The following is a 17,028-nucleotide window of genomic DNA, read 5'->3' as shown; positions in this document are numbered from 1 at the left end:
GCGGGCGCATGTTGTTCGGACTTGACGGTATCGAGATCGGCCTGATCATCGTCTTTCTCTGCCTGTTCGCGGGGATCCTGTCGGGCTTTCCGGTGGCCTTTGCCATCGGCGGCGCGGCGGTCATCTCGTTCGGGATCGTGGCCGCGCTGGACAGCGCGGGGCTGTTGATCCACCAGGCGGTCGATACCGGCAGCGCGGCCTATGCGGCGCTGACCGCGCAGGGGATCCATCCCAACGACATCTCGGTCTTCCGATATCCCGATCTGCCACGCTACGAGACGGCGCTGTTCCCGCAGGGCTGGGAAGTGGCGATGGATCGCAATGTCAGCTTCATCGTCAACCGCATCAACGAGCGCGTTCTGGCCGGCCAGTCGATCGAGACGCTGCTGGCGGTGCTGATGTTCGTGATGATGGGCATCACGCTGGAACGCTCGAAGATCGCCAATGACCTGCTGACCACGATGGCGCTGGTCTTCGGGCCGCTGCCGGGCGGGCTGGCGGTCGCGGTGGTGGTGGTGGGTGCCTTCCTGGCCGCCTCCACGGGCATCGTGGGGGCGACGGTGGTGACGATGGGGCTGCTGTCGCTGCCGACGATGCTGCGCAACCGCTATTCGCCGGAACTTGCCACCGGGGTCATCGCGGCCAGCGGGACGCTGGGCCAGATCATCCCGCCCTCGATCGTGATCGTGCTGCTGGGCACGCTGGCGGGCGATCTTTATGCGACCTCGCAGGAAAGCCGGGCGCAGGTGGCGGGTTGCACCGATGCGCTGACCTATCTGGGCAAGGCGGCGGTGGTTTCGGTCGGCACGCTGTTCCAGGCGGCGATCCTGCCGGGCATCCTGCTGGCGGTGCTGTATGCCGCCTATGCCTTCGGTTTCGCGCTGCTCTACCCCTCCAAGGCGCCGCCGGTGTCCTTCGCAGCGGCCTCGGGCCCGGCCAAGTCGCGCGGCGATAAATTTCGGTGGTTCCTGGCCGCGCCGCTTGCGCTGATCGGCGGCGCCTTCCTGATGGGCGCGGTGGGGATCGTTGGCAGCCAGGATGTCACGGTCAGCGGCTTTTCCGAACAGACCGAGGGCGCGGTGCTGCGCACCAATGTCTCGGACCAGTGCAAGGCGTCGATGATCGCGCTGCATGGGCAGGAAAAATGGGATCGCGCGGTCGAACAGCAACGCGCCATCGAGGCGGCGGGCGGCGAGGTGCAGGCCCATCAGCTGAGCCCCGAGGAACGCGCCGCCGCGCGCGAGGCGCGGATCGCCGCCGCCGCACCTCTGTCCTCGTCGCTGATGGTGGTCGTGGTGCTTCTGGGGCTGCTGCTGACCACGGCGCGCGGGGTGGTGCCCGGGGCCGATCCCCGCCCGCTGCTGATCGGGGCGGGGGGGCTGGTGCTGGCGCTGGCGGTCGATGCGGTGCTGATCTCGCCCGTCACCTCGCCGGGGGCGATGTTCCTGTTGCTGGCGCTGCCCTTCGGCATCGCGCTTTACGGGCTGCGCCACGCGGTCGGCCTGCTGGCGCGGTCGGACCTGTTGCGCGTGGTCTTCCCGCCGCTGGTGCTGATCGTGGCGGTGCTAGGCTCGATCCTGGGCGGCATCACCAATCCGACACCTGCCGCCGCGCTGGGGGCGGGCGGGGCGCTGATGCTGGCCGCCTATCGCAAGCTGCGCGAGGAGAACCTTTCGGGCCGCCTGATCCTCTGGGCGTCCTTCGCCATCGTCATCATGATCCTTGTGGGCGTGAATTTCGACCTGCGGATGGGGCGCGCAGCCGTGCCCTTCGAGGATTGGGTGGCCTTCCTCGTCGCGCAGGGCGCCTATCACTTCGCGATGTTCGGCATCCTTTACGCCTGCTGGGTGCTGTTCCGCTCGGGCGTGCTGCCGCCTGTCGTGCGCGAGACGGCCAAGGTCACATCGATGGTCTTCGCCATCCTGATCGGCTCGCAGCTCTTGAACCTGGTGGTCATCTCGTTCGGGGGCGAGCACTATATCCAGCAATTCCTGCGCAGCTTCGATGACGAGTTCAAGGTCTTCCTGATCGTCATGCTGGTGCTGTTCGTGCTGGGCTTCGTGCTGGATTTCCTTGAGATCATCTACATCGTGGTGCCCATCGTCGGCCCGGTGATCTATGGCGGCAGCTTCGATCCGGCCTGGGTCACCATTATGATCGCCGTGAACCTTCAGACCTCGTTCCTGACGCCGCCCTTCGGCTTCGCGCTGTTCTACCTGCGCGGGGTGGCGCCCAGGGAGGTCACGACGATGCATATCTATCGCGGCGTCATTCCCTTCGTCATCATCCAGGTGGTGGGGCTGGGGATCCTCTGGGCCTTCCCCGGGATCGTGACCCTCGTGCCCAACCTGCTGCCCGCAGGCTGATCCGCGCCGTCGGGCAGCACCCGCCCACCCCCGAAGGCGGGCGCTGCCCTCCGACCGGGAACGGCATGCCCTTGCGCCCGAGGCCGATCCGGGCGCGGGCCGCTCAGCCGTCCCCGATGGGGTTGATGTCGTCCACCAGCCGCAGCAGGTCGGCCATGGTGAAATCGCCCGGTTGCGCCGAGGGCAGGGTGGGTTTCCAGCCCGGTCCGCGCTGCCACAGGTAGGATTGGTGGTCGCCATGCACGAGGCCCACCAGCACTTCGGCGACGATCGTGGCGCCCACCGGACCCAGCCGCGTGCCGCCGCTCTTCACCTGGGCCTCCTTGAGGATGTAGTACCAAAGCGGCGTCTGCGTGTGCAGCCCGTGCTGGGCCGCCAGCGCGCCATCGGGACCGGTCGCGATCTCGTCGGCGGTGATCCGGTTCGCGATCCCCATGGCCTCGGCCGCCATCTGCCCCGAAGGCAGCCCCATCTGCACCCCGCGCCGGAGATTGCGGAAGGCCAGGTTGCCGCCACCGCCGGGCAACCGGTGCAATTCCTCGGCCAGCATCGGATCGAGCTTGCGCGAGGCCTGCGGGATGCGGCCTGCCTCGATCTCGTAGAACCGGCGCCAGTCGATGATCCAGTTCGACGGCAGATGCGAGACCGGCAGCGGCGCGGCGGGCGGGGGTTCGGGGGCCAGTTCGCCGAGGATCCGGCCCGACAGCCCGGTAAAGCCGAACAGCAGGTCGAATGTCGCGTTCGGGAAGACGCGGTTGTAGTCGTAATCCTGCCGCACCATCGAATGACCCAGCCGATAGGCCGCGCCCGAGAACTCGACCGGCATGTAGGGCATCTTCTTGAACCGGTAGAACTTGCGCCCGTCATGCAGGATGCGCTCGGCCGCGCCGGGTCCGGCCAGCCGGTCCAGGTAATCATGCAGCACGATCCACTGGTAATGCCAGGTCACGATCTGCCGGGCCTCCTGGAACAGGGCGCGACCCTCGACACCCTGCGCCGCCAGCAGGTCCACGACCTTGTTGTGGAACTTGAGGAAGGCCAGATGCGTCTGGGCGACGATCAGGTTCTCGTCATTGCGGTGATCGCCGATCAGTGCCTGCCCCTCGGGGCTGCGCGGCAGGTCGTTGCGGAACTCGCCCGTGACATTGCCGAAGCCGACGGTGATGTTGCGCCCGATCAGCAGCTTCGGCGTCGGCTGCCCGGTGGCAGGGTCGCGGGCATAAAGATGCGGGTTGCCGTCCGGCCCCCGCCCGTAGACGCTGTCGAGATCCAGCGCGGGGCTGCGGAAATTGCGCACCGCGGTCGGGTCGCGCATCTTGTCGCCCAGCGAGGTCAGGTCCAGTGTGATGTCATGGTCGACGAACTGGCCCAGATAGGTGAACCCGGTCGGGATCGCCTTGTTGTCGTCGGTCTGGCCGCCATCATCCATCATCGCCTCGGCCAGCGCCATCAGCTTGTCGTCATCGACATGCAGCCCGGGCAGGCCGGGGAACATGCGCCCGAAACTGCCCGGATCGTCATGCCCCGACAGGTGGTCAAGCTGGGCGCGGGTCGGATGGCGGCCGGCCCGGCCGTGGTGCGGATTCAGGTTAACAGCTACGGTCACAGCAATATCCTCCCCTGAAATCAGGTGCTTGCGGTCGAACGAACCGATCTGAAACTCGTTTGGAACAATTCCACTTGTAGCACGGAATTGCGCGGCGCGGGGGTCCGTCTTTCCTTACCTTGGGCAGGTTTGCAGGTCGGGTATTCCGGAGGTCGCACCGCGTCCGGGACGCCGTTGGCCGGACTCAGCCCCCGATCGGCTGGGTATCGGGCAGGGTGATGCGCGCGACCTGCTCGGCGATGGGCGCCACCGAAAGCGGGTGGGTCTCGCCCGTGTGCGAGTCCGGGTCGCCGATATCCTGCCAATGGCCGTTCTTGAAGATCTCGAGCGCGTCGAAATTCGACTTGTAGCCCATCTTGGGACTGCCCGGCACCCAGTAGCCGAGATACACATAGGGCAGCCCGGCCTCGCGGGCGATCTCGATATGGTCGAGGATGATATAGGAGCCCAGCGAACTGCGCGCGCGGTCGGGGTCGTAGAAGGAATAGACCATCGACAACCCGTCATCCAGGATGTCGGTCAGGCTGACCGCGATCAGCGGACGGCGCCTCTCGCCATGGGTGGGTTCGGCACTGTATTCCACCACGCGCGAGCGGATCGGCGTCTCCTCGATCATCGCGGCGAACTCGAAAATGTCCATGTCGGCCATGCCGCCATTGGCGTGGCGGCTGTCCAGGTAGCGGCGGAACAGGGCGTATTGCTCTTCGGTGGCCCAGGGCGCGCTGGACTGACGGCGAAGGTCGGAATTGCGCGCCCTTGCCTTGCGCTGGCTGCGATTGGGCTGGAAATCGGCAACCCGGATGCGCGCCGACAGACAGGCCGAGCAATCGGCGCAGGCCGGGCGATAGAGCACGTTCTGCGACCGCCGGAAGCCCTGTTTCGACAGCGCGTCGTTCAGAAGTTCGGCATTGTCGCCCTGCAACGCCGTGAACAGCTTCCGCTCCATCCGGCGCGCCAGATAGGGGCAGGGCTGGGGGGCCGTCACATAGAATTGCGGCGCAAGCGGAAGGGTGTGGCGCATGAAGCTCGGGGTCGGACAAAATTCGGTCGTGGTTTCGTCACAAAGCTAACACCCGATTATGTGTGCTGCCAAGAGGAAGGGGCTCAGAACCTTGCAGGACGGTTAATGGCGGCCGTTCCCAGCAGCATGTCATGCAGCCCCTGCGCCCGCGCGCCGGTCAGCATCAGCACGACCGACACCACCTGCGGCAGCACGAAGGCCATGCCGAGCGAGTAGACCAGCGTGTGCAGCGCCGCGGTCTGGCTGTCCAGCCGCTCGCCCCGGCCATTGCGGATCTCGATCGCCATCAGGCGCATCCCCCAGGTTGCCGATCCGCGCGCCAGCGTCACCACGCGGTAGACAAAACCCACCAACGCCACGAACAGCGGCAGCACGAAGACCGCCGCGAAGGCGGTGAAGGGCAGGGCCAGAAGCGCGATCAGCAGGATCAGAACCGTGTCCACCACCCAGGCGACAAGGCGCTTGGCGGGCACGTTCCTGTAGAACTCGGCATGCAGCACGGGGTCGGGCAGGCCCCAGAGGGGATCGGGCTGGTCGGTCATGTCGAACATTTGGGCGGACTTTTCCGGCGGGGCAAGGGGCGCGCGCCCTTGGCTGGGCGCGCGGGTCGTGCAATCAGGCACCCACGGGCATTTCGGGCGCCGGGGGCGTCTCGCGGGCGCGGCGGGCCCGGTCTTCCATGAACTGGTCGAACTCGGCCTTGTCCTTGGCCTCGCGCAGCCGGTGCAGGAACTCCTCGAAGGCGCGCTGTTCCTCTTCCAGGCGGTGCAGCGTATCGGCCTTGTAGGCGTCGAAGGCGGCATTGCCCGACGACCGGAACGCATCGCGCGCCTGCCGGAACTGGCGGTGACGGGAATGGCACTTTCCGTTGAACATGCGTTTGCTCCAGATCATGTAGGCAAGAAGGGCAAGGCCCGCAGGCCAGAACAGGATGAACCCGATCACCATGGCGGCGATCCAGGCCCCCTTTCCGCGCTCGTCGAGCCAGCTTTCGGCCCGTCCGGGCCAGGTGGCGAATGTGGTCATGGGCGGTCTCCTCGGTCGCGATGTGAATAACCTTCACATGACCGCAGATCGGTATCCGACCGGGCCCGGTCAAGGGGGCATGTGAATCTTTTTCACATGACCGCGGTCAGAGCGTGAAATCGGCCAGCCTTGCCCCGGTCAGCCCGGGCAGCACATGCGGGTCAAGCGCAAAGACATGGCGCGGCGTGCCGGCGGCGGCCCAGACCGTGCCGAACTCCAGCAGCCGGGGGTCCAGGAAGGCGCGGATCGGGGTCAGATGGCCCACCGGCGCGACGCCGCCGATGGCAAAGCCGGTCTGGGCGCGGATCAGTTCGGCATCGGCCTTGCCCAGCGGCTCGCCCGCCAGCGCGGATGCCTTGGCATCGCAGACCCGGTTGCCGCCCGCGGTCAGGAACAGGATCGCCTCGCCCAACCGCTCGCCGCGAAAGATGATCGACTTGGCGATCTGGTCCAGCGCGCAGCCCACCGCGTCGGCGGCCTCCTGCGCGGTGCGGGTCTGGCCCAACTCGCGGATATCGGCGGTCAGCCCCGCCGCCTCCAGCGCCGCGCGCACCCGTTTCAGGCTCTTGCTCATCCGCTGCCCTCCGTCCACGCGGACGGACTAGCGCCGCGCAGGGCAGGGCGCAACCCCGTTGACCCCCGCGCCCGCGCCCGGCATCAAGACGCCATGAGCCTCGCCGCCCGCCTGACCCGTTCGCCCGTCCCGCACGAGCCCGACCGCGCCGCCGAGGCGGCCGACCGCTTTGCGTCGCAGCCCCCCGAGACCCGCGAATTGCTGGCCGGAACCGCCGGGTGCAGCCCCTATCTGTGGGGGCTGATGGTGCAGGAAACCGGCTGGCTCGAGGCGGCGCTGGCCGCCGACCCGGATGCCGTCCTTGCCGGGCTTCTGGACGAAATCCGCGCGCTGCCGCTCGACGGGCTGAAATCGGGGCTCAGGCAGGCCAAGCGGCGCGCGGCGCTGTGGATCGCGCTGGCCGATCTGGGGGGCGCCTGGCCACTGGAGCGCGTGACCGGGGCGCTGACCGATTTCGCCGATACCTGCGTGGACGTGGCGCTGAGGCGGCTGGTCGCGGCCGAGATCGCGCGCGGCAAGCTGCCCGGCCTGAGCGAGGCGGATGCGGATACCGCAGGCGGAATGGTGGCGCTGGCCATGGGCAAGCAGGGCGCGCACGAGCTGAACTATTCCTCGGATATCGACCTGATCATGCTGTTCGACCAGGACCGCTTTGACGAGGCCGATTTCCACGAGGTGCGCAGCGGTTTCGTCAAGATCACCCGCCGGATGACCGCGCTGCTGTCCGAACTGACCGGCGAGGGCTATGTCTTCCGCACCGACCTGCGCCTGCGCCCCGATGCCAGCGTGACGCCGGTCTGCATCTCGATGGAGGCGGCCGAACGCTATTACGAAAGCCTCGGCCGGACATGGGAGCGCGCCGCCCATATCAAGGCCCGGCCCTGCGCGGGCGATATCGCGGCGGGCTGGGCCTATCTCGACCGGCTGCGTCCCTTCGTCTGGCGCAGGCATCTGGATTTCGCGGCGATCCAGGATGCGCATGACATGCGGCTGAAGATCCGCAACCACAAGGGGCTGCATGGCGCGCTGGCCCTTGAAGGCCATGACATGAAGCTGGGCCAGGGCGGCATCCGCGAGATCGAGTTCTTCACCCAGACACGGCAACTGATCGCGGGCGGGCGCGATGCCGACCTGCGCGTGCGCGGCACCATCGAGGGGCTGGCGCGGCTCGCCGAAAAGGGCTGGATCCCGCAGGACGTGGCCGAGACGCTGACCGAGGATTACCGCGCGCATCGCGAGGTCGAACACCGGCTGCAGATGGTCAACGACGCCCAGACCCACAAGCTGCCGGGAAACGCCGACCAGATCGCCCGGATCGCGCATTTCTGCGGCTGGGCCGATGTCGATGCGTGGCGCGCCGCATTGAAGGAACGGCTCGAACGGGTGGATGGGCTGACCGAGGATTTCTTCCAGCCCGGCAAGGGCGGACGGGCCGACGGGGTGCCCGACCTTCCCGACAGCGCGGGCGAGATCGTCGAGCGCTGGCCGCAATATCCCTGCCTGCGCTCGGCCCGGGCGCGCGAGATCTTCAACCGGCTGAAACCCGACCTTCTGGGCCGTCTGACCAGGGCCGCCCGGCCGGGCGAGGCGTTCTCGGCCTTCGACGGCTTCCTTGCAGGGCTGCCAGCCGGGGTGCAGCTTTTCTCGCTGTTCGAGGCGAACCCGCAACTGATCGACCTGATCATCGACATCACCTCCGTCTCGCCCGAACTGGCGCAATACCTGTCCCGCAACGCGGGCGTTCTGGATGCGGTGATCGGCGGCGATTTCTTCCAGCCCTGGCCCGGGCGCGCGGCGCTGACAACGGCGCTGGTGCGCAGGCTTGCCGCGCTGGACGATTACGAACGTCAGCTCGATGCGGCGCGGGCCTGGGTCAAGGAATGGCATTTCCGCGTGGGCGTGCATTTCCTGCGCGGGCTGATCGACGCGGCCGAGGCGGGACGCGAATATGCCGATCTGGCCCAGGCGGTTCTGGCAGCCCTCTGGCCGCATGTGGTGGCGGGGTTCGCGGCCAAGCACGGGGCGCCGCCCGGCAAGGGCGCGGTGGTGCTGGGCATGGGCTCGCTCGGGGCGGGCGCGCTGACCGCGAAATCCGATCTGGACCTCATCGTGATCTACGATGCCGACGGGGTCGAGGCGTCCCAGGGCCGCCGCCCGCTTGCCGCGCGCGCCTATTACGCGCGGCTGACCCAGGCGCTCGTCACCGCGCTGACCGCGCCGATGGCCGAGGGCAAGCTTTACGAGGTCGACATGCGCCTGCGCCCCTCGGGCAATCAGGGGCCGGTGGCGACCTCGCTCCAGAGCTTCCGCAACTACCAGCGCGAGGAGGCCTGGACCTGGGAACATCTGGCGCTGACGCGGGCGCGGCCCGTGGCAGGCGATCCGGCATTGGCCGACGAGGTCGAGGCGTTCCGGCGCGAGCTGCTGGCCGACAAGGCGGATCCGGGCCGGGTGCTCGCCGGTGTGGTCGACATGCGCCGCAGGCTGGCCGAGGCCAGACCCGCAACATCTGCCTGGGACGGCAAGCAGGGGCCGGGGCGGGGGCAGGATATCGAACTGATCGCCTCGGCCGCGGCATTGATCGCGGCCAGCCCGGCGACCTCGGTGGCCGAGCAACTGGAGGCCGGCGTCGCGTCCGGATGGCTGGGGGCGGACGAGGCGCAGGCGCTCTGCGATACCTACACGCTGTCGCGAAAGGTGCAGGGCGCGGCCCGGCTCATCTCCGAGGCGCCGCTCGATCCGGCTCGGCTGGGCGAAGGCGGGCTGACCTTCCTTTTGCGCGGCACCGGGGCAGAGGATGCGGCCGCGCTCGAGGCGCTGCTTGACCGGGGGCGTGCCAAGGCGGCGGAGGTGATCGAGGCGGTGATCGCACGCGGCCCGGTGGAAGCGCGCGATGCGGATTGAAGCGGCCGACCCCAAGGGGCTGATCCGCGAGGCCTACCGGATCGAGGGAATCGGGCCCGAGGAATGCCGCTCGATCTTCCTCGACTGGGCGCTGTCGTTGCCCGCGGAGGTCGTCGCAGGGCAGGCATTGAAGCGGCTCATCGCGGAATATGGCGCGGCGGCGCCCGATCATCCGATGACGGCTGTGCTGCGCGCCGGGCTCGACGACGGCCCTGTTGCGCGGCGGCGGGGCGGGGCCCGGGGTCGGCGCAGCTGATCGAAAGCCCGACCGCTGCGGCTAGCGCCCCAGCCCGGTGGCCGCGCGGGCCAGCGCCGTGATCCCCGCCCAGTCGCCCGCCGCCACCAATGCCCCGGGCGCCACCCAGGACCCGCCCACGCAAAGCGTGTTCGGCAAGGCGAGGTAGTCGGCCGCGTTTGCCGGACCGATCCCGCCCGTGGGGCAGAAGCGGATGCGGGGCAGGGGACCGCCCAGCGCCCTCAGCGCCGCGACGCCGCCCGCGGCCTCGGCGGGAAAGAATTTCTGCACGCTGAAGCCCCGTTCCAGCAGCGCCATCGCCTCGGTCGCCGTGGCCGCCCCCGGCAACAGCGGCAGCGCGCCCGCCCGCGCCGCGTCCAGCAGCATCGGCGTTGCCCCGGGCGACACGCCGAACCGCGCGCCGGCGCCTTGCGCGGCCTCGACATCTTCGGGCGTGATCAGTGTGCCCGCGCCGACGATCGCGCCCTCGACGCGGGTCATCGCGCGGATCGCCTCCAGCGCGGCGGGCGTGCGCAGGGTGACCTCCAGGACCGGCAGCCCGCCCGCGACCAGCGCCTCGGCCAGCGGGCGGGCATGGGCGGCATCCTCGATCACGAGGACGGGGATCACCGGGGCCTGGCGGCAGAGCGTTTCAAGGATCTCGCTGGCGGCGTGGGGCGTCATGGCGGGCCTTTTCGCGGGATTGCAGGGCGGGTCATGGGTATTTGTGCCAAGAAGAAGTCACAGGATCGGGCTTGCCCCCTCGGTCGCGGGGCCCGCATGGGCGCGGAAGGCCGCGAAAAGCTCGCGCCCCATCCCCGTCGCATTGGCCGAAAGATCCGGGGTTGCGGGCGGGCGATCAAGCGCGCCTTGTGTCGTGACATCGAGCGTGCCCGCCACGGCATCCAGCCGGATCACGTCGCCATCCCGAAGCCGCGCAAGCGGGCCGCCCCCGGCCGCCTCGGGCGTGAGGTGGATCGCGGCGGGCACCTTGCCGCTGGCCCCCGACATCCGCCCGTCGGTGACCAGCGCCACCTTTAGCCCGCGATCCTGAAGCACGGCGAGTGTCGGGGTCAGGGAATGGAGTTCCGGCATGCCATTGGCGCGCGGCCCCTGGAAGCGGACGACGACCACGGTATCCTGCGTGAACTCGCCGCGCTTGAAGGCGGCCTTGACGTCCTCCTGGCTTTCGAAGATCCGCGCGGGGGCCTCGACGATGTGGCGCTCGGGCGCGACGGCCGAGGTCTTGACGATGCCGCGGCCAAGGTTGCCCGACAGCGCCTTGAGCCCGCCGCTGGGCTGGAAGGGATCGGCGGCGGGGCGCAGGATCGCGTCGTTCAGGCTGGCGCCCGCGCCCGCAACCCAATGAAGCGCGCCGTCGATCAGCCGCGGTTCCTGCGTATAGCGGTCAAGCCCCGGTCCCGCGACGGTCAGGGTATCGGGGTGCAGAAGCCCGGCGCCCAGCAATTCGCCGATCAGGTAGCCAAGCCCGCCGGCCGCGTGGAAATGGTTCACATCCGCCAGCCCGTTGGGATAGACCCGCGCCATCAGCGGCGTCACCTCGGACAGCCGGGCGAAATCGTCAAGATCCAGCACGATCCCCGCCGCCCGCGCCATCGCGGGCAGGTGCAGCACCAGGTTGGTCGAGCCGCCCGTTGCCATCAGCCCCACGATCCCGTTGGCAAAGGCACGTTCGTCCAGCACATGGCCCGCAGGCGTATAGGCGTTGCCCAGCGCGGTGATCTCCAGCGCACGTTTCGCCCCCGCCACCGTCAGTGCATCGCGCAAGGGCGTGTTGGGGTTGACGAAACTGGCGCCGGGCAGGTGCAGGCCCATCACCTCCATCAGCATCTGGTTGGAATTCGCGGTGCCGTAGAAGGTGCAGGTGCCCGGCCCGTGATAGGACGCCATCTCGGCCGCCATCAATTCCTCGCGCCCGATCTCTCCCGTGGCAAAGCGCTGGCGTACGCGGGCCTTTTCGTCGTTGGGCAGGCCGGAGGTCATCGGCCCCGCGGGCAGGAACACCGCCGGGATATGGCCGAAACTGGCGGCGGCGATCACCAGCCCCGGCACGATCTTGTCGCAGACGCCAAGGAACACCGCCGCGTCATAGCAGTCATGCGACAGCGCCACCGCCGCGGCCATAGCGATCACGTCGCGCGAGAACAGCGACAGTTCCATTCCCGCCTGGCCCTGCGTGATCCCGTCGCACATGGCAGGCACGCCGCCCGCGACCTGTGCCGTCGCGCCCGCCTCGGCTGCGGCGGCGCGGATCAGGTCGGGGAAGCGTTCAAGCGGCTGATGCGCGGACAGCATGTCGTTATAGGCCGTGACGATGCCCAGATTTGGCGCGCGTCCCTCGGCCAGCCGGTCCTTGGCCGCGCCCATCGCGGCATAGGCATGGGCCTGGTTGCCGCAGGTCAGATGCGCGCGCGCCGGGCCCTGCTCGGCGGCGCGGGCAATCCGCTCCAGATAGGCGGCGCGGGTCGGGCGCGACCGCGCGGCGATCGCCTCGGTCACCGCGGCAAGCACGGGGTTCAGCGCCATGGGCCGTCTCCTCGTCCGGGTCGGGGGCTGAGACCGGGTATAGGCGGTTAGCGCTAACAAGGAAAGCCCGCCAGAGGCCAAGCGGGCGACAATCCCCTCTTTTCGCGGCCTCATGGCAGGCGTAAGGAAAGCGCATGACCGATCCCCGCCCCACCGTCCGCTTGCGCCCCAAGGTCGAGGCCCGCGCGCTTCGCCATGGATTCCCCTGGGTCTATGCCGATGAACTGGTCACCGACCGGCGCACCAAGGCGCTGGCGCCCGGAGCGCTCGCCCTGCTGGAGGATGCCGAACGCCAGCCGCTGGGCCTGGTCACGGTGAACCCTGTCTCGAAGATCATCGCGCGCATGATGGACCCCGACCCCGAGGCGGTGATCGGGCCGGACTGGCTGGCGGCGCGGTTGTCGCGCGCGCTGGCGCTGCGCGAACGGCTGTATGACGCGCCCTTCTACCGGCTGGTCCATGCCGAGGCCGACGGGCTGCCCGGCGTGGTGATCGACCGCTTCGGCGCGACGGCGGTGATCCAGCCCAACGCCGCCTGGGCCGAAACCCATCTGGACGCGCTGGCCGAGGCGCTGGTTTCGGTCACGGGTGTCGCGACCGTGGTCAAGAACGGCACCGGCCGCGCCCGCGGGCTGGAAGGGCTGGCCGAGGAAAACTTGGTGCTGCGCGGCGCGCTGGAGGGGCCGGTTCCGGTGCCGATGAACGGGGCGGTCTACATGGCCGATCTGCTGGGCGGGCAGAAGACGGGGCTGTTCTACGACCAGCGGCCCAACCATGCCTTCGTGCAGGGGCTGGCGCGGGGCGCGCGCGTGCTGGACGTGTTTTCCCATGTCGGCGGCTTTGCGCTGGCGGCGCTGGCCGGTGGCGCGGCGCATGCGCTGGCGGTGGATGGCTCTGCCCCGGCGCTGGCCCTGGCCGAACAGGGCGCGGCGGCGATGGGTGCGGCCGAGCGGTTCCAGACCCGCCGGGGCGATGCCTTTGACGCGATGGCCGCGCTGGCGGCCGAAGGTGCCCGGTTCGATATGGTGATCTGCGACCCGCCCGCATTCGCGCCCTCGAAACAGGCGCTCGAGGCCGGGTTGCGCGCCTATGAACGGGTGGCGCGTCTGGCGGCGGGGCTGGTGGCGCCGGGCGGGTTCCTTTGCCTGTGTTCCTGTTCCCATGCGGCGGACCTGACGCGGTTCCGCACGGCGTCTGCCCGCGGCATCGGCAAGGCGGGGCGGCACTCGCAGATCGTCTTCACGGGCTTTGCCGGGCCGGACCATCCGGTGCTGCCGCAACTGGCCGAGTCGGGCTATCTCAAGGCGCTGGTGTTCCGGCTGGCCCCATGAAGGCGCTGCTGGACGCCTGCGTGCTCTATCCCACGGTGCTGCGGGAAATCCTGCTGGGTGTCGCGGCCGAGGGGCTGTTCACCCCGCTCTGGTCGGCGCGCATCCTGGAGGAATGGGCACGCGCCGCGCGCAAGCTGGGACCGGCGGGCGAGATTCAGGCCCGCGCCGAGATCGCGCTGGTGCGCGCCGCCTGGCCGGGGGCAGAGGTGGCGCCGAAACCGGGGCTCGAAGCTCGGCTCTGGCTACCCGATCCGGATGATATTCACGTTCTGGCCGCCGCCATTGCCGGCGGGGCCGACCTGATCGTGACCTTCAACGCGCAGGACTTCCCGCGCCAGACCCTCGCCGACGAAGGGTTGCGGCGCGTGGACCCCGACCAGATGCTGCGCGAGCTGTGGCAGGCGCAGCCCGCCGCGGTCGAAGCGGTCGTGGCGCGGGTGCATGCAGAGGCCGAACGGCTGTCGGGCGAGGTGCTGCCCCTGCGCGCCCTGATGAAGCGCGCGCGCCTGCCGCGGCTGGGCAAGGCGCTGGCCTAGGGCGGGCGCCGGGCGTCACTGGCCGGTGACGGCTGTCCAGCGCGCCTCAAGGGCCTCGATGGCCTTGACGCGCTCCTCGGTCTTCGGATGGCTCATCAGCCAGGCGGGCATGACCCCGCCGCGTCCCGCGGTCAGTTCGTCGAGCTTGTGAAACAGCGATTTCTGCGGCCCGGTCCCGATCCCCGCCTTGGTCAGCAGCGCCGCGGCATAGGCATCGGCCTCGTATTCGTCCTGACGGCTCAGCCGTGCCGCCAGCAGCGAGGCCAGCGCGTTCGCGATCATCACCCCGATGCCGGGCAGGAACCGGCCCAGCACCATCGCCAGCGCCGTGCGCAGCGCGTTCTGCCCCGAGAAGTCGATCATCCGACGCCGCGTATGCCCCAGCGCCACATGGCCCAGTTCGTGCGCGATGACGCTGGCCAGTTCCTCGGCACTGACCTCGCCTGCGCGGTAGCGGTCGTAGAATCCCCGCGTCAGGAAGATCCGCCCGTCGGGGGCGGCCAGCCCGTTCACCGGCGCGATCTCGTAGATATGCACCCGGACCCGCGGCAGATCGAGCGCCTCGGCCATCCGGTCGGTCAGCCGCTTGAGCCGCGCATCGGCCAGTTCGGACGACCGCGCATCCAGCTCGCGCGCGGTGCGCCAGGCCGAAAAATGATACATCGCGAGCGCGTAGAGAACCGCCAGAAGGATCGGTGTGAACTTCAGCATGGGCCAGATATGGGGCAGTCGGGGGGCGCTGGCAATCCGGGGCGCCAACGACTTTCGCGCGACCGGCAACGAAATGTGAACCTCTTGCCCCGATCCTTGCCGCGATGTCACCCGCTCAGAACGAGAGGCGCATGCCCTTGCGCAGACAGATACTCGCACTCGCCCTGCTGGCGGTCTGCACCGGCTTGCCCGGGGCGGCGCGCGCGCAGGCCGTGTCGCTTCTGGGCGAGGGGGGGATCTTCGGCGCGGGCAGCGCACTCGTGCCGGTGCGACATGCCCCTCCCGTGATGCAGGACGCGCCCGATACGGACGAGGGGGCTGGTCCCAGCCTGTTCGCCGGGCGCGAGGGTGCAAGCCTGTTCGCCCCCGGCACCCCGCGGGCCGAGCGGGTGCGCCTGCGCGAGGGGCGGAACGGGCTTGGCCAAGGACCGGCCGGGCTGCGGCTATCGGGGACCAGCGCCTTCTTCGCCGCCAGCGTGCGCGACCTGATCGCCCGGGCCGAGGCCGGGTCCAAGGGCTATGATGCCGTCCAGCACGGCGCGCGCATCCCGCCGCCCCGTCGCCCGACCGAGATGTCCATCGCCGAGATCAATGCCTGGATCAAGGCAACCCCGCGCCAGCCCCATGCCATCGGCCGCTATCAGTTCATCCCCTCGACCCTGCGCCGCCTGGTCAATGAACTCGGCATCGACGAACGCACGCGGTTTTCGCCCGAGGTGCAGGACCGCCTGGCCGACCTGCTGCTCGAAGAGGCGGGGATGGGCGCGTTCCTGGCGGGCAGCATCGACCGACGCAGCTTCATGAACAACCTCGCCAGGATCTGGGCGGGCTTTCCCAATTCCAGCGGCAAGTCGCATTACCACGGCTATGCCGGCAACCGGGCCACCATGACCTGGGCGCAGTTCTCGGCCAAGATCGACAGCATCTTCCCGGGCTGAGGACGCGCCTAGCGGCCCAGCGCCTTCATCCCGCGTTCGATCCCGTCCAGCGTCATCGGCACCATCGCCCCTTCGAAGATCCCGCGGATCATCTCGATCGACTGGGTATAGGGCCAGTGGCGTTCCGGCACCGGGTTGATCCACAGGTTGCCCGGCCATTGCGCACGGGCCCGTTCCAGCCAGACGCGGCCGGGTTCTGCGTTCCAGTGCTCGTTCGCGCCGCCCGCAAAGGCGATCTCGTAGGGGCTCATGCTGGCATCGCCGACAAAGATGCACTTGTAGTCCGGCCCGTAGGTGCGCAGCAGCTCGGCGGTGGGGATCACCTCGGACCAGCGGCGGCGGTTGTCGCGCCAGACGCCTTCGTAAAGGCAGTTGTGGAAATAGTAATGCTCCAGGTGCTTGAACTCGGAGCGCGCGGCCGAGAACAGTTCCGCGACAACGCCCACATGGTCGTCCATCGACCCGCCGACATCGAGAAACAGGATCACCTTGACCGCATTGTGCCGCTCGGGCCGGGTGCGCACGTCGAGATAGCCGTGATCGGCGGTGGCGCGGATCGTCTCGTCAAGGTCCAGCTCGTGATGGGCGCCCGCCCGCGCCCAGCGGCGCAGCCGTTTCAGCGCGACCTTGATGTTGCGCGTGCCCAGTTCCACCGAATCGTCCAGATTGCGGAACTCGCGCCGGTCCCAGACCTTGACCGCGCGGCGGTGTCGCGAGACGTCCTGGCCGATCCGCACGCCCTCGGGATTGTAGCCCCAGGCGCCGAAGGGCGAGGTGCCCGCGGTGCCGATCCACTTGTTGCCGCCCTGGTGGCGGCCCTGCTGTTCCTTCAGCCGCTCCTTGAGCGCCTCCATCAGCTTGTCGAACCCGCCCAGCGCCTCGATCTCGGCGCGTTCCTCCTCGGACAGGTGCCTTTCGGCGAGCTTGCGCAGCCAGTCCTCGGGCAGGTCCAGCGCCTCCAGCACATCGTCGGGGCCGATCTCTTCCAGCCCAGCAAAGCTCTCGGCGAATGCGCGGTCGAAGCGGTCTAGAAGGCGCTCGTCCTTCACCATCACGGTGCGGGCGAGGTAATAGAACCCCTCGACGTCATAGGTCACCAGTCCCGCCTTCACCCCTTCGAGAAAGCCCAGATATTCCCTCAGCGAAACGGGGATCCCGGCGGCGCGCAGCGACTGGAAGAACGGCAGGAACATGGGCCACAGGATAGGGCGGCGGCGGCGCGCAGGGAAGGGG

Annotated in this window: 15 protein-coding genes; 6 read left to right on the top strand and 9 right to left on the bottom strand. The window is 69.1% G+C overall.

Annotated elements, in window-relative coordinates:
* The first annotated feature begins 8 nt into the window (after nucleotides 1-8).
* A complete protein-coding gene (locus NHN26_RS04750) occupies nucleotides 9-2,366 on the top strand; it encodes a TRAP transporter large permease (RefSeq protein ID WP_253088363.1) in 2,358 nt (785 codons plus the stop codon).
* A 103-nt stretch (nucleotides 2,367-2,469) separates the two neighbouring features.
* On the opposite strand, the gene NHN26_RS04745 is transcribed toward NHN26_RS04750, so the two are convergent.
* From NHN26_RS04745 to NHN26_RS04725, 5 genes are all read right to left on the bottom strand, one after another.
* Complete coding sequence (locus tag NHN26_RS04745; protein WP_253088362.1) at nucleotides 2,470-3,972, bottom strand: peroxidase family protein; 1,503 nt, start codon at nucleotides 3,970-3,972, stop codon at nucleotides 2,470-2,472.
* 184 nt (nucleotides 3,973-4,156) lie between these two features.
* Nucleotides 4,157-4,993 (bottom strand): arginyltransferase, encoded by an 837-nt coding sequence (locus tag NHN26_RS04740; protein WP_253088361.1) that lies wholly within the window; start codon nucleotides 4,991-4,993, stop codon nucleotides 4,157-4,159.
* 83 nt (nucleotides 4,994-5,076) lie between these two features.
* Entirely contained in the window at nucleotides 5,077-5,535 is a 459-nt protein-coding gene (locus tag NHN26_RS04735; protein ID WP_253088360.1) for an RDD family protein, read from the bottom strand.
* A 73-nt stretch (nucleotides 5,536-5,608) separates the two neighbouring features.
* Nucleotides 5,609-6,019: a DUF2852 domain-containing protein gene (locus NHN26_RS04730; protein ID WP_132693854.1), complete on the bottom strand. Its 411-nt coding sequence runs from the start codon at nucleotides 6,017-6,019 to the stop codon at nucleotides 5,609-5,611.
* A 106-nt stretch (nucleotides 6,020-6,125) separates the two neighbouring features.
* On the bottom strand, nucleotides 6,126-6,593 hold the full coding sequence (locus tag NHN26_RS04725; protein ID WP_253088359.1) for a YbaK/EbsC family protein: 468 nt from the start codon (nucleotides 6,591-6,593) through the stop codon (nucleotides 6,126-6,128).
* 93 nt (nucleotides 6,594-6,686) lie between these two features.
* Here NHN26_RS04725 and glnE point away from each other — a divergent pair, with 93 nt between their 5' ends.
* Nucleotides 6,687-9,497 carry a bifunctional [glutamate--ammonia ligase]-adenylyl-L-tyrosine phosphorylase/[glutamate--ammonia-ligase] adenylyltransferase gene (gene glnE, locus NHN26_RS04720; protein WP_253088358.1) on the top strand — a complete coding sequence of 937 codons (2,811 nt, stop codon included), beginning with the start codon at nucleotides 6,687-6,689 and terminating at the stop codon, nucleotides 9,495-9,497.
* Nucleotides 9,487-9,753: a hypothetical protein gene (locus NHN26_RS04715; protein ID WP_253088357.1), complete on the top strand. Its 267-nt coding sequence runs from the start codon at nucleotides 9,487-9,489 to the stop codon at nucleotides 9,751-9,753. The genes glnE and NHN26_RS04715 overlap by 11 nt, the downstream gene beginning before the upstream one ends.
* A 21-nt stretch (nucleotides 9,754-9,774) precedes the next feature.
* On the opposite strand, the gene eda is transcribed toward NHN26_RS04715, so the two are convergent.
* Both eda and edd read right to left on the bottom strand, forming a co-directional pair.
* Entirely contained in the window at nucleotides 9,775-10,416 is a 642-nt protein-coding gene (gene eda / locus NHN26_RS04710; RefSeq protein WP_253088356.1) for a bifunctional 4-hydroxy-2-oxoglutarate aldolase/2-dehydro-3-deoxy-phosphogluconate aldolase, read from the bottom strand.
* Nucleotides 10,417-10,473: 57 nt separating this feature from the next.
* Nucleotides 10,474-12,279 (bottom strand): phosphogluconate dehydratase, encoded by a 1,806-nt coding sequence (gene edd, locus NHN26_RS04705; RefSeq protein WP_253088355.1) that lies wholly within the window; start codon nucleotides 12,277-12,279, stop codon nucleotides 10,474-10,476.
* 134 nt (nucleotides 12,280-12,413) lie between these two features.
* On the opposite strand from edd, the gene NHN26_RS04700 reads away from it, so the two are divergent.
* Nucleotides 12,414-13,610: an RSP_2647 family RNA methyltransferase gene (locus NHN26_RS04700; RefSeq protein WP_253088354.1), complete on the top strand. Its 1,197-nt coding sequence runs from the start codon at nucleotides 12,414-12,416 to the stop codon at nucleotides 13,608-13,610.
* On the top strand, nucleotides 13,607-14,146 hold the full coding sequence (locus tag NHN26_RS04695) for an RSP_2648 family PIN domain-containing protein (RefSeq protein WP_253088353.1): 540 nt from the start codon (nucleotides 13,607-13,609) through the stop codon (nucleotides 14,144-14,146). The genes NHN26_RS04700 and NHN26_RS04695 overlap by 4 nt, the downstream gene beginning before the upstream one ends.
* 15 nt (nucleotides 14,147-14,161) lie before the next feature.
* On the opposite strand, the gene NHN26_RS04690 is transcribed toward NHN26_RS04695, so the two are convergent.
* A complete protein-coding gene (locus NHN26_RS04690) occupies nucleotides 14,162-14,857 on the bottom strand; it encodes a M48 family metalloprotease (protein ID WP_253088352.1) in 696 nt (231 codons plus the stop codon).
* Nucleotides 14,858-14,988: 131 nt separating this feature from the next.
* On the opposite strand from NHN26_RS04690, the gene NHN26_RS04685 reads away from it, so the two are divergent.
* The gene (locus tag NHN26_RS04685) at nucleotides 14,989-15,795 is read left to right on the top strand and encodes a lysozyme family protein (RefSeq protein ID WP_253088351.1); all 807 of its coding nucleotides are present in this window, start codon (nucleotides 14,989-14,991) and stop codon (nucleotides 15,793-15,795) included.
* 8 nt (nucleotides 15,796-15,803) lie between these two features.
* Here the strand turns inward: NHN26_RS04685 and NHN26_RS04680 are convergent, their stop codons facing one another.
* Nucleotides 15,804-16,988 (bottom strand): vWA domain-containing protein, encoded by a 1,185-nt coding sequence (locus NHN26_RS04680; protein ID WP_253088350.1) that lies wholly within the window; start codon nucleotides 16,986-16,988, stop codon nucleotides 15,804-15,806.
* Between the last annotated feature and the right edge of the window lie 40 nt (nucleotides 16,989-17,028).

Origin of the sequence: Rhodovulum tesquicola, assembly GCF_024128855.1 — a bacterium.
In the GTDB taxonomy this organism is placed as follows: domain Bacteria; phylum Pseudomonadota; class Alphaproteobacteria; order Rhodobacterales; family Rhodobacteraceae; genus Rhodovulum; species Rhodovulum tesquicola.
Note: the sequence above shows the minus strand (reverse complement) of the source record. Positions and strands in the feature narration are given on the sequence as shown.

Excerpts from the sequence above, each read along its gene's own strand:
- NHN26_RS04750 (WP_253088363.1), top strand. The coding sequence starts at position 9 with ATGTTGTTCGGACTTGACGGTATCGAGATCGGCCTGATCATCGTCTTT.
- NHN26_RS04740 (WP_253088361.1), bottom strand. The coding sequence starts at position 4,993 with ATGCGCCACACCCTTCCGCTTGCGCCGCAATTCTATGTGACGGCCCCC.
- NHN26_RS04735 (WP_253088360.1), bottom strand. The coding sequence starts at position 5,535 with ATGACCGACCAGCCCGATCCCCTCTGGGGCCTGCCCGACCCCGTGCTG.
- NHN26_RS04730 (WP_132693854.1), bottom strand. The coding sequence starts at position 6,019 with ATGACCACATTCGCCACCTGGCCCGGACGGGCCGAAAGCTGGCTCGAC.
- NHN26_RS04725 (WP_253088359.1), bottom strand. The coding sequence starts at position 6,593 with ATGAGCAAGAGCCTGAAACGGGTGCGCGCGGCGCTGGAGGCGGCGGGG.
- glnE (WP_253088358.1), top strand. The coding sequence starts at position 6,687 with ATGAGCCTCGCCGCCCGCCTGACCCGTTCGCCCGTCCCGCACGAGCCC.
- NHN26_RS04715 (WP_253088357.1), top strand. The coding sequence starts at position 9,487 with ATGCGGATTGAAGCGGCCGACCCCAAGGGGCTGATCCGCGAGGCCTAC.
- eda (WP_253088356.1), bottom strand. The coding sequence starts at position 10,416 with ATGACGCCCCACGCCGCCAGCGAGATCCTTGAAACGCTCTGCCGCCAG.
- edd (WP_253088355.1), bottom strand. The coding sequence starts at position 12,279 with ATGGCGCTGAACCCCGTGCTTGCCGCGGTGACCGAGGCGATCGCCGCG.
- NHN26_RS04700 (WP_253088354.1), top strand. The coding sequence starts at position 12,414 with ATGACCGATCCCCGCCCCACCGTCCGCTTGCGCCCCAAGGTCGAGGCC.
- NHN26_RS04695 (WP_253088353.1), top strand. The coding sequence starts at position 13,607 with ATGAAGGCGCTGCTGGACGCCTGCGTGCTCTATCCCACGGTGCTGCGG.
- NHN26_RS04690 (WP_253088352.1), bottom strand. The coding sequence starts at position 14,857 with ATGCTGAAGTTCACACCGATCCTTCTGGCGGTTCTCTACGCGCTCGCG.
- NHN26_RS04685 (WP_253088351.1), top strand. The coding sequence starts at position 14,989 with ATGCCCTTGCGCAGACAGATACTCGCACTCGCCCTGCTGGCGGTCTGC.
- NHN26_RS04680 (WP_253088350.1), bottom strand. The coding sequence starts at position 16,988 with ATGTTCCTGCCGTTCTTCCAGTCGCTGCGCGCCGCCGGGATCCCCGTT.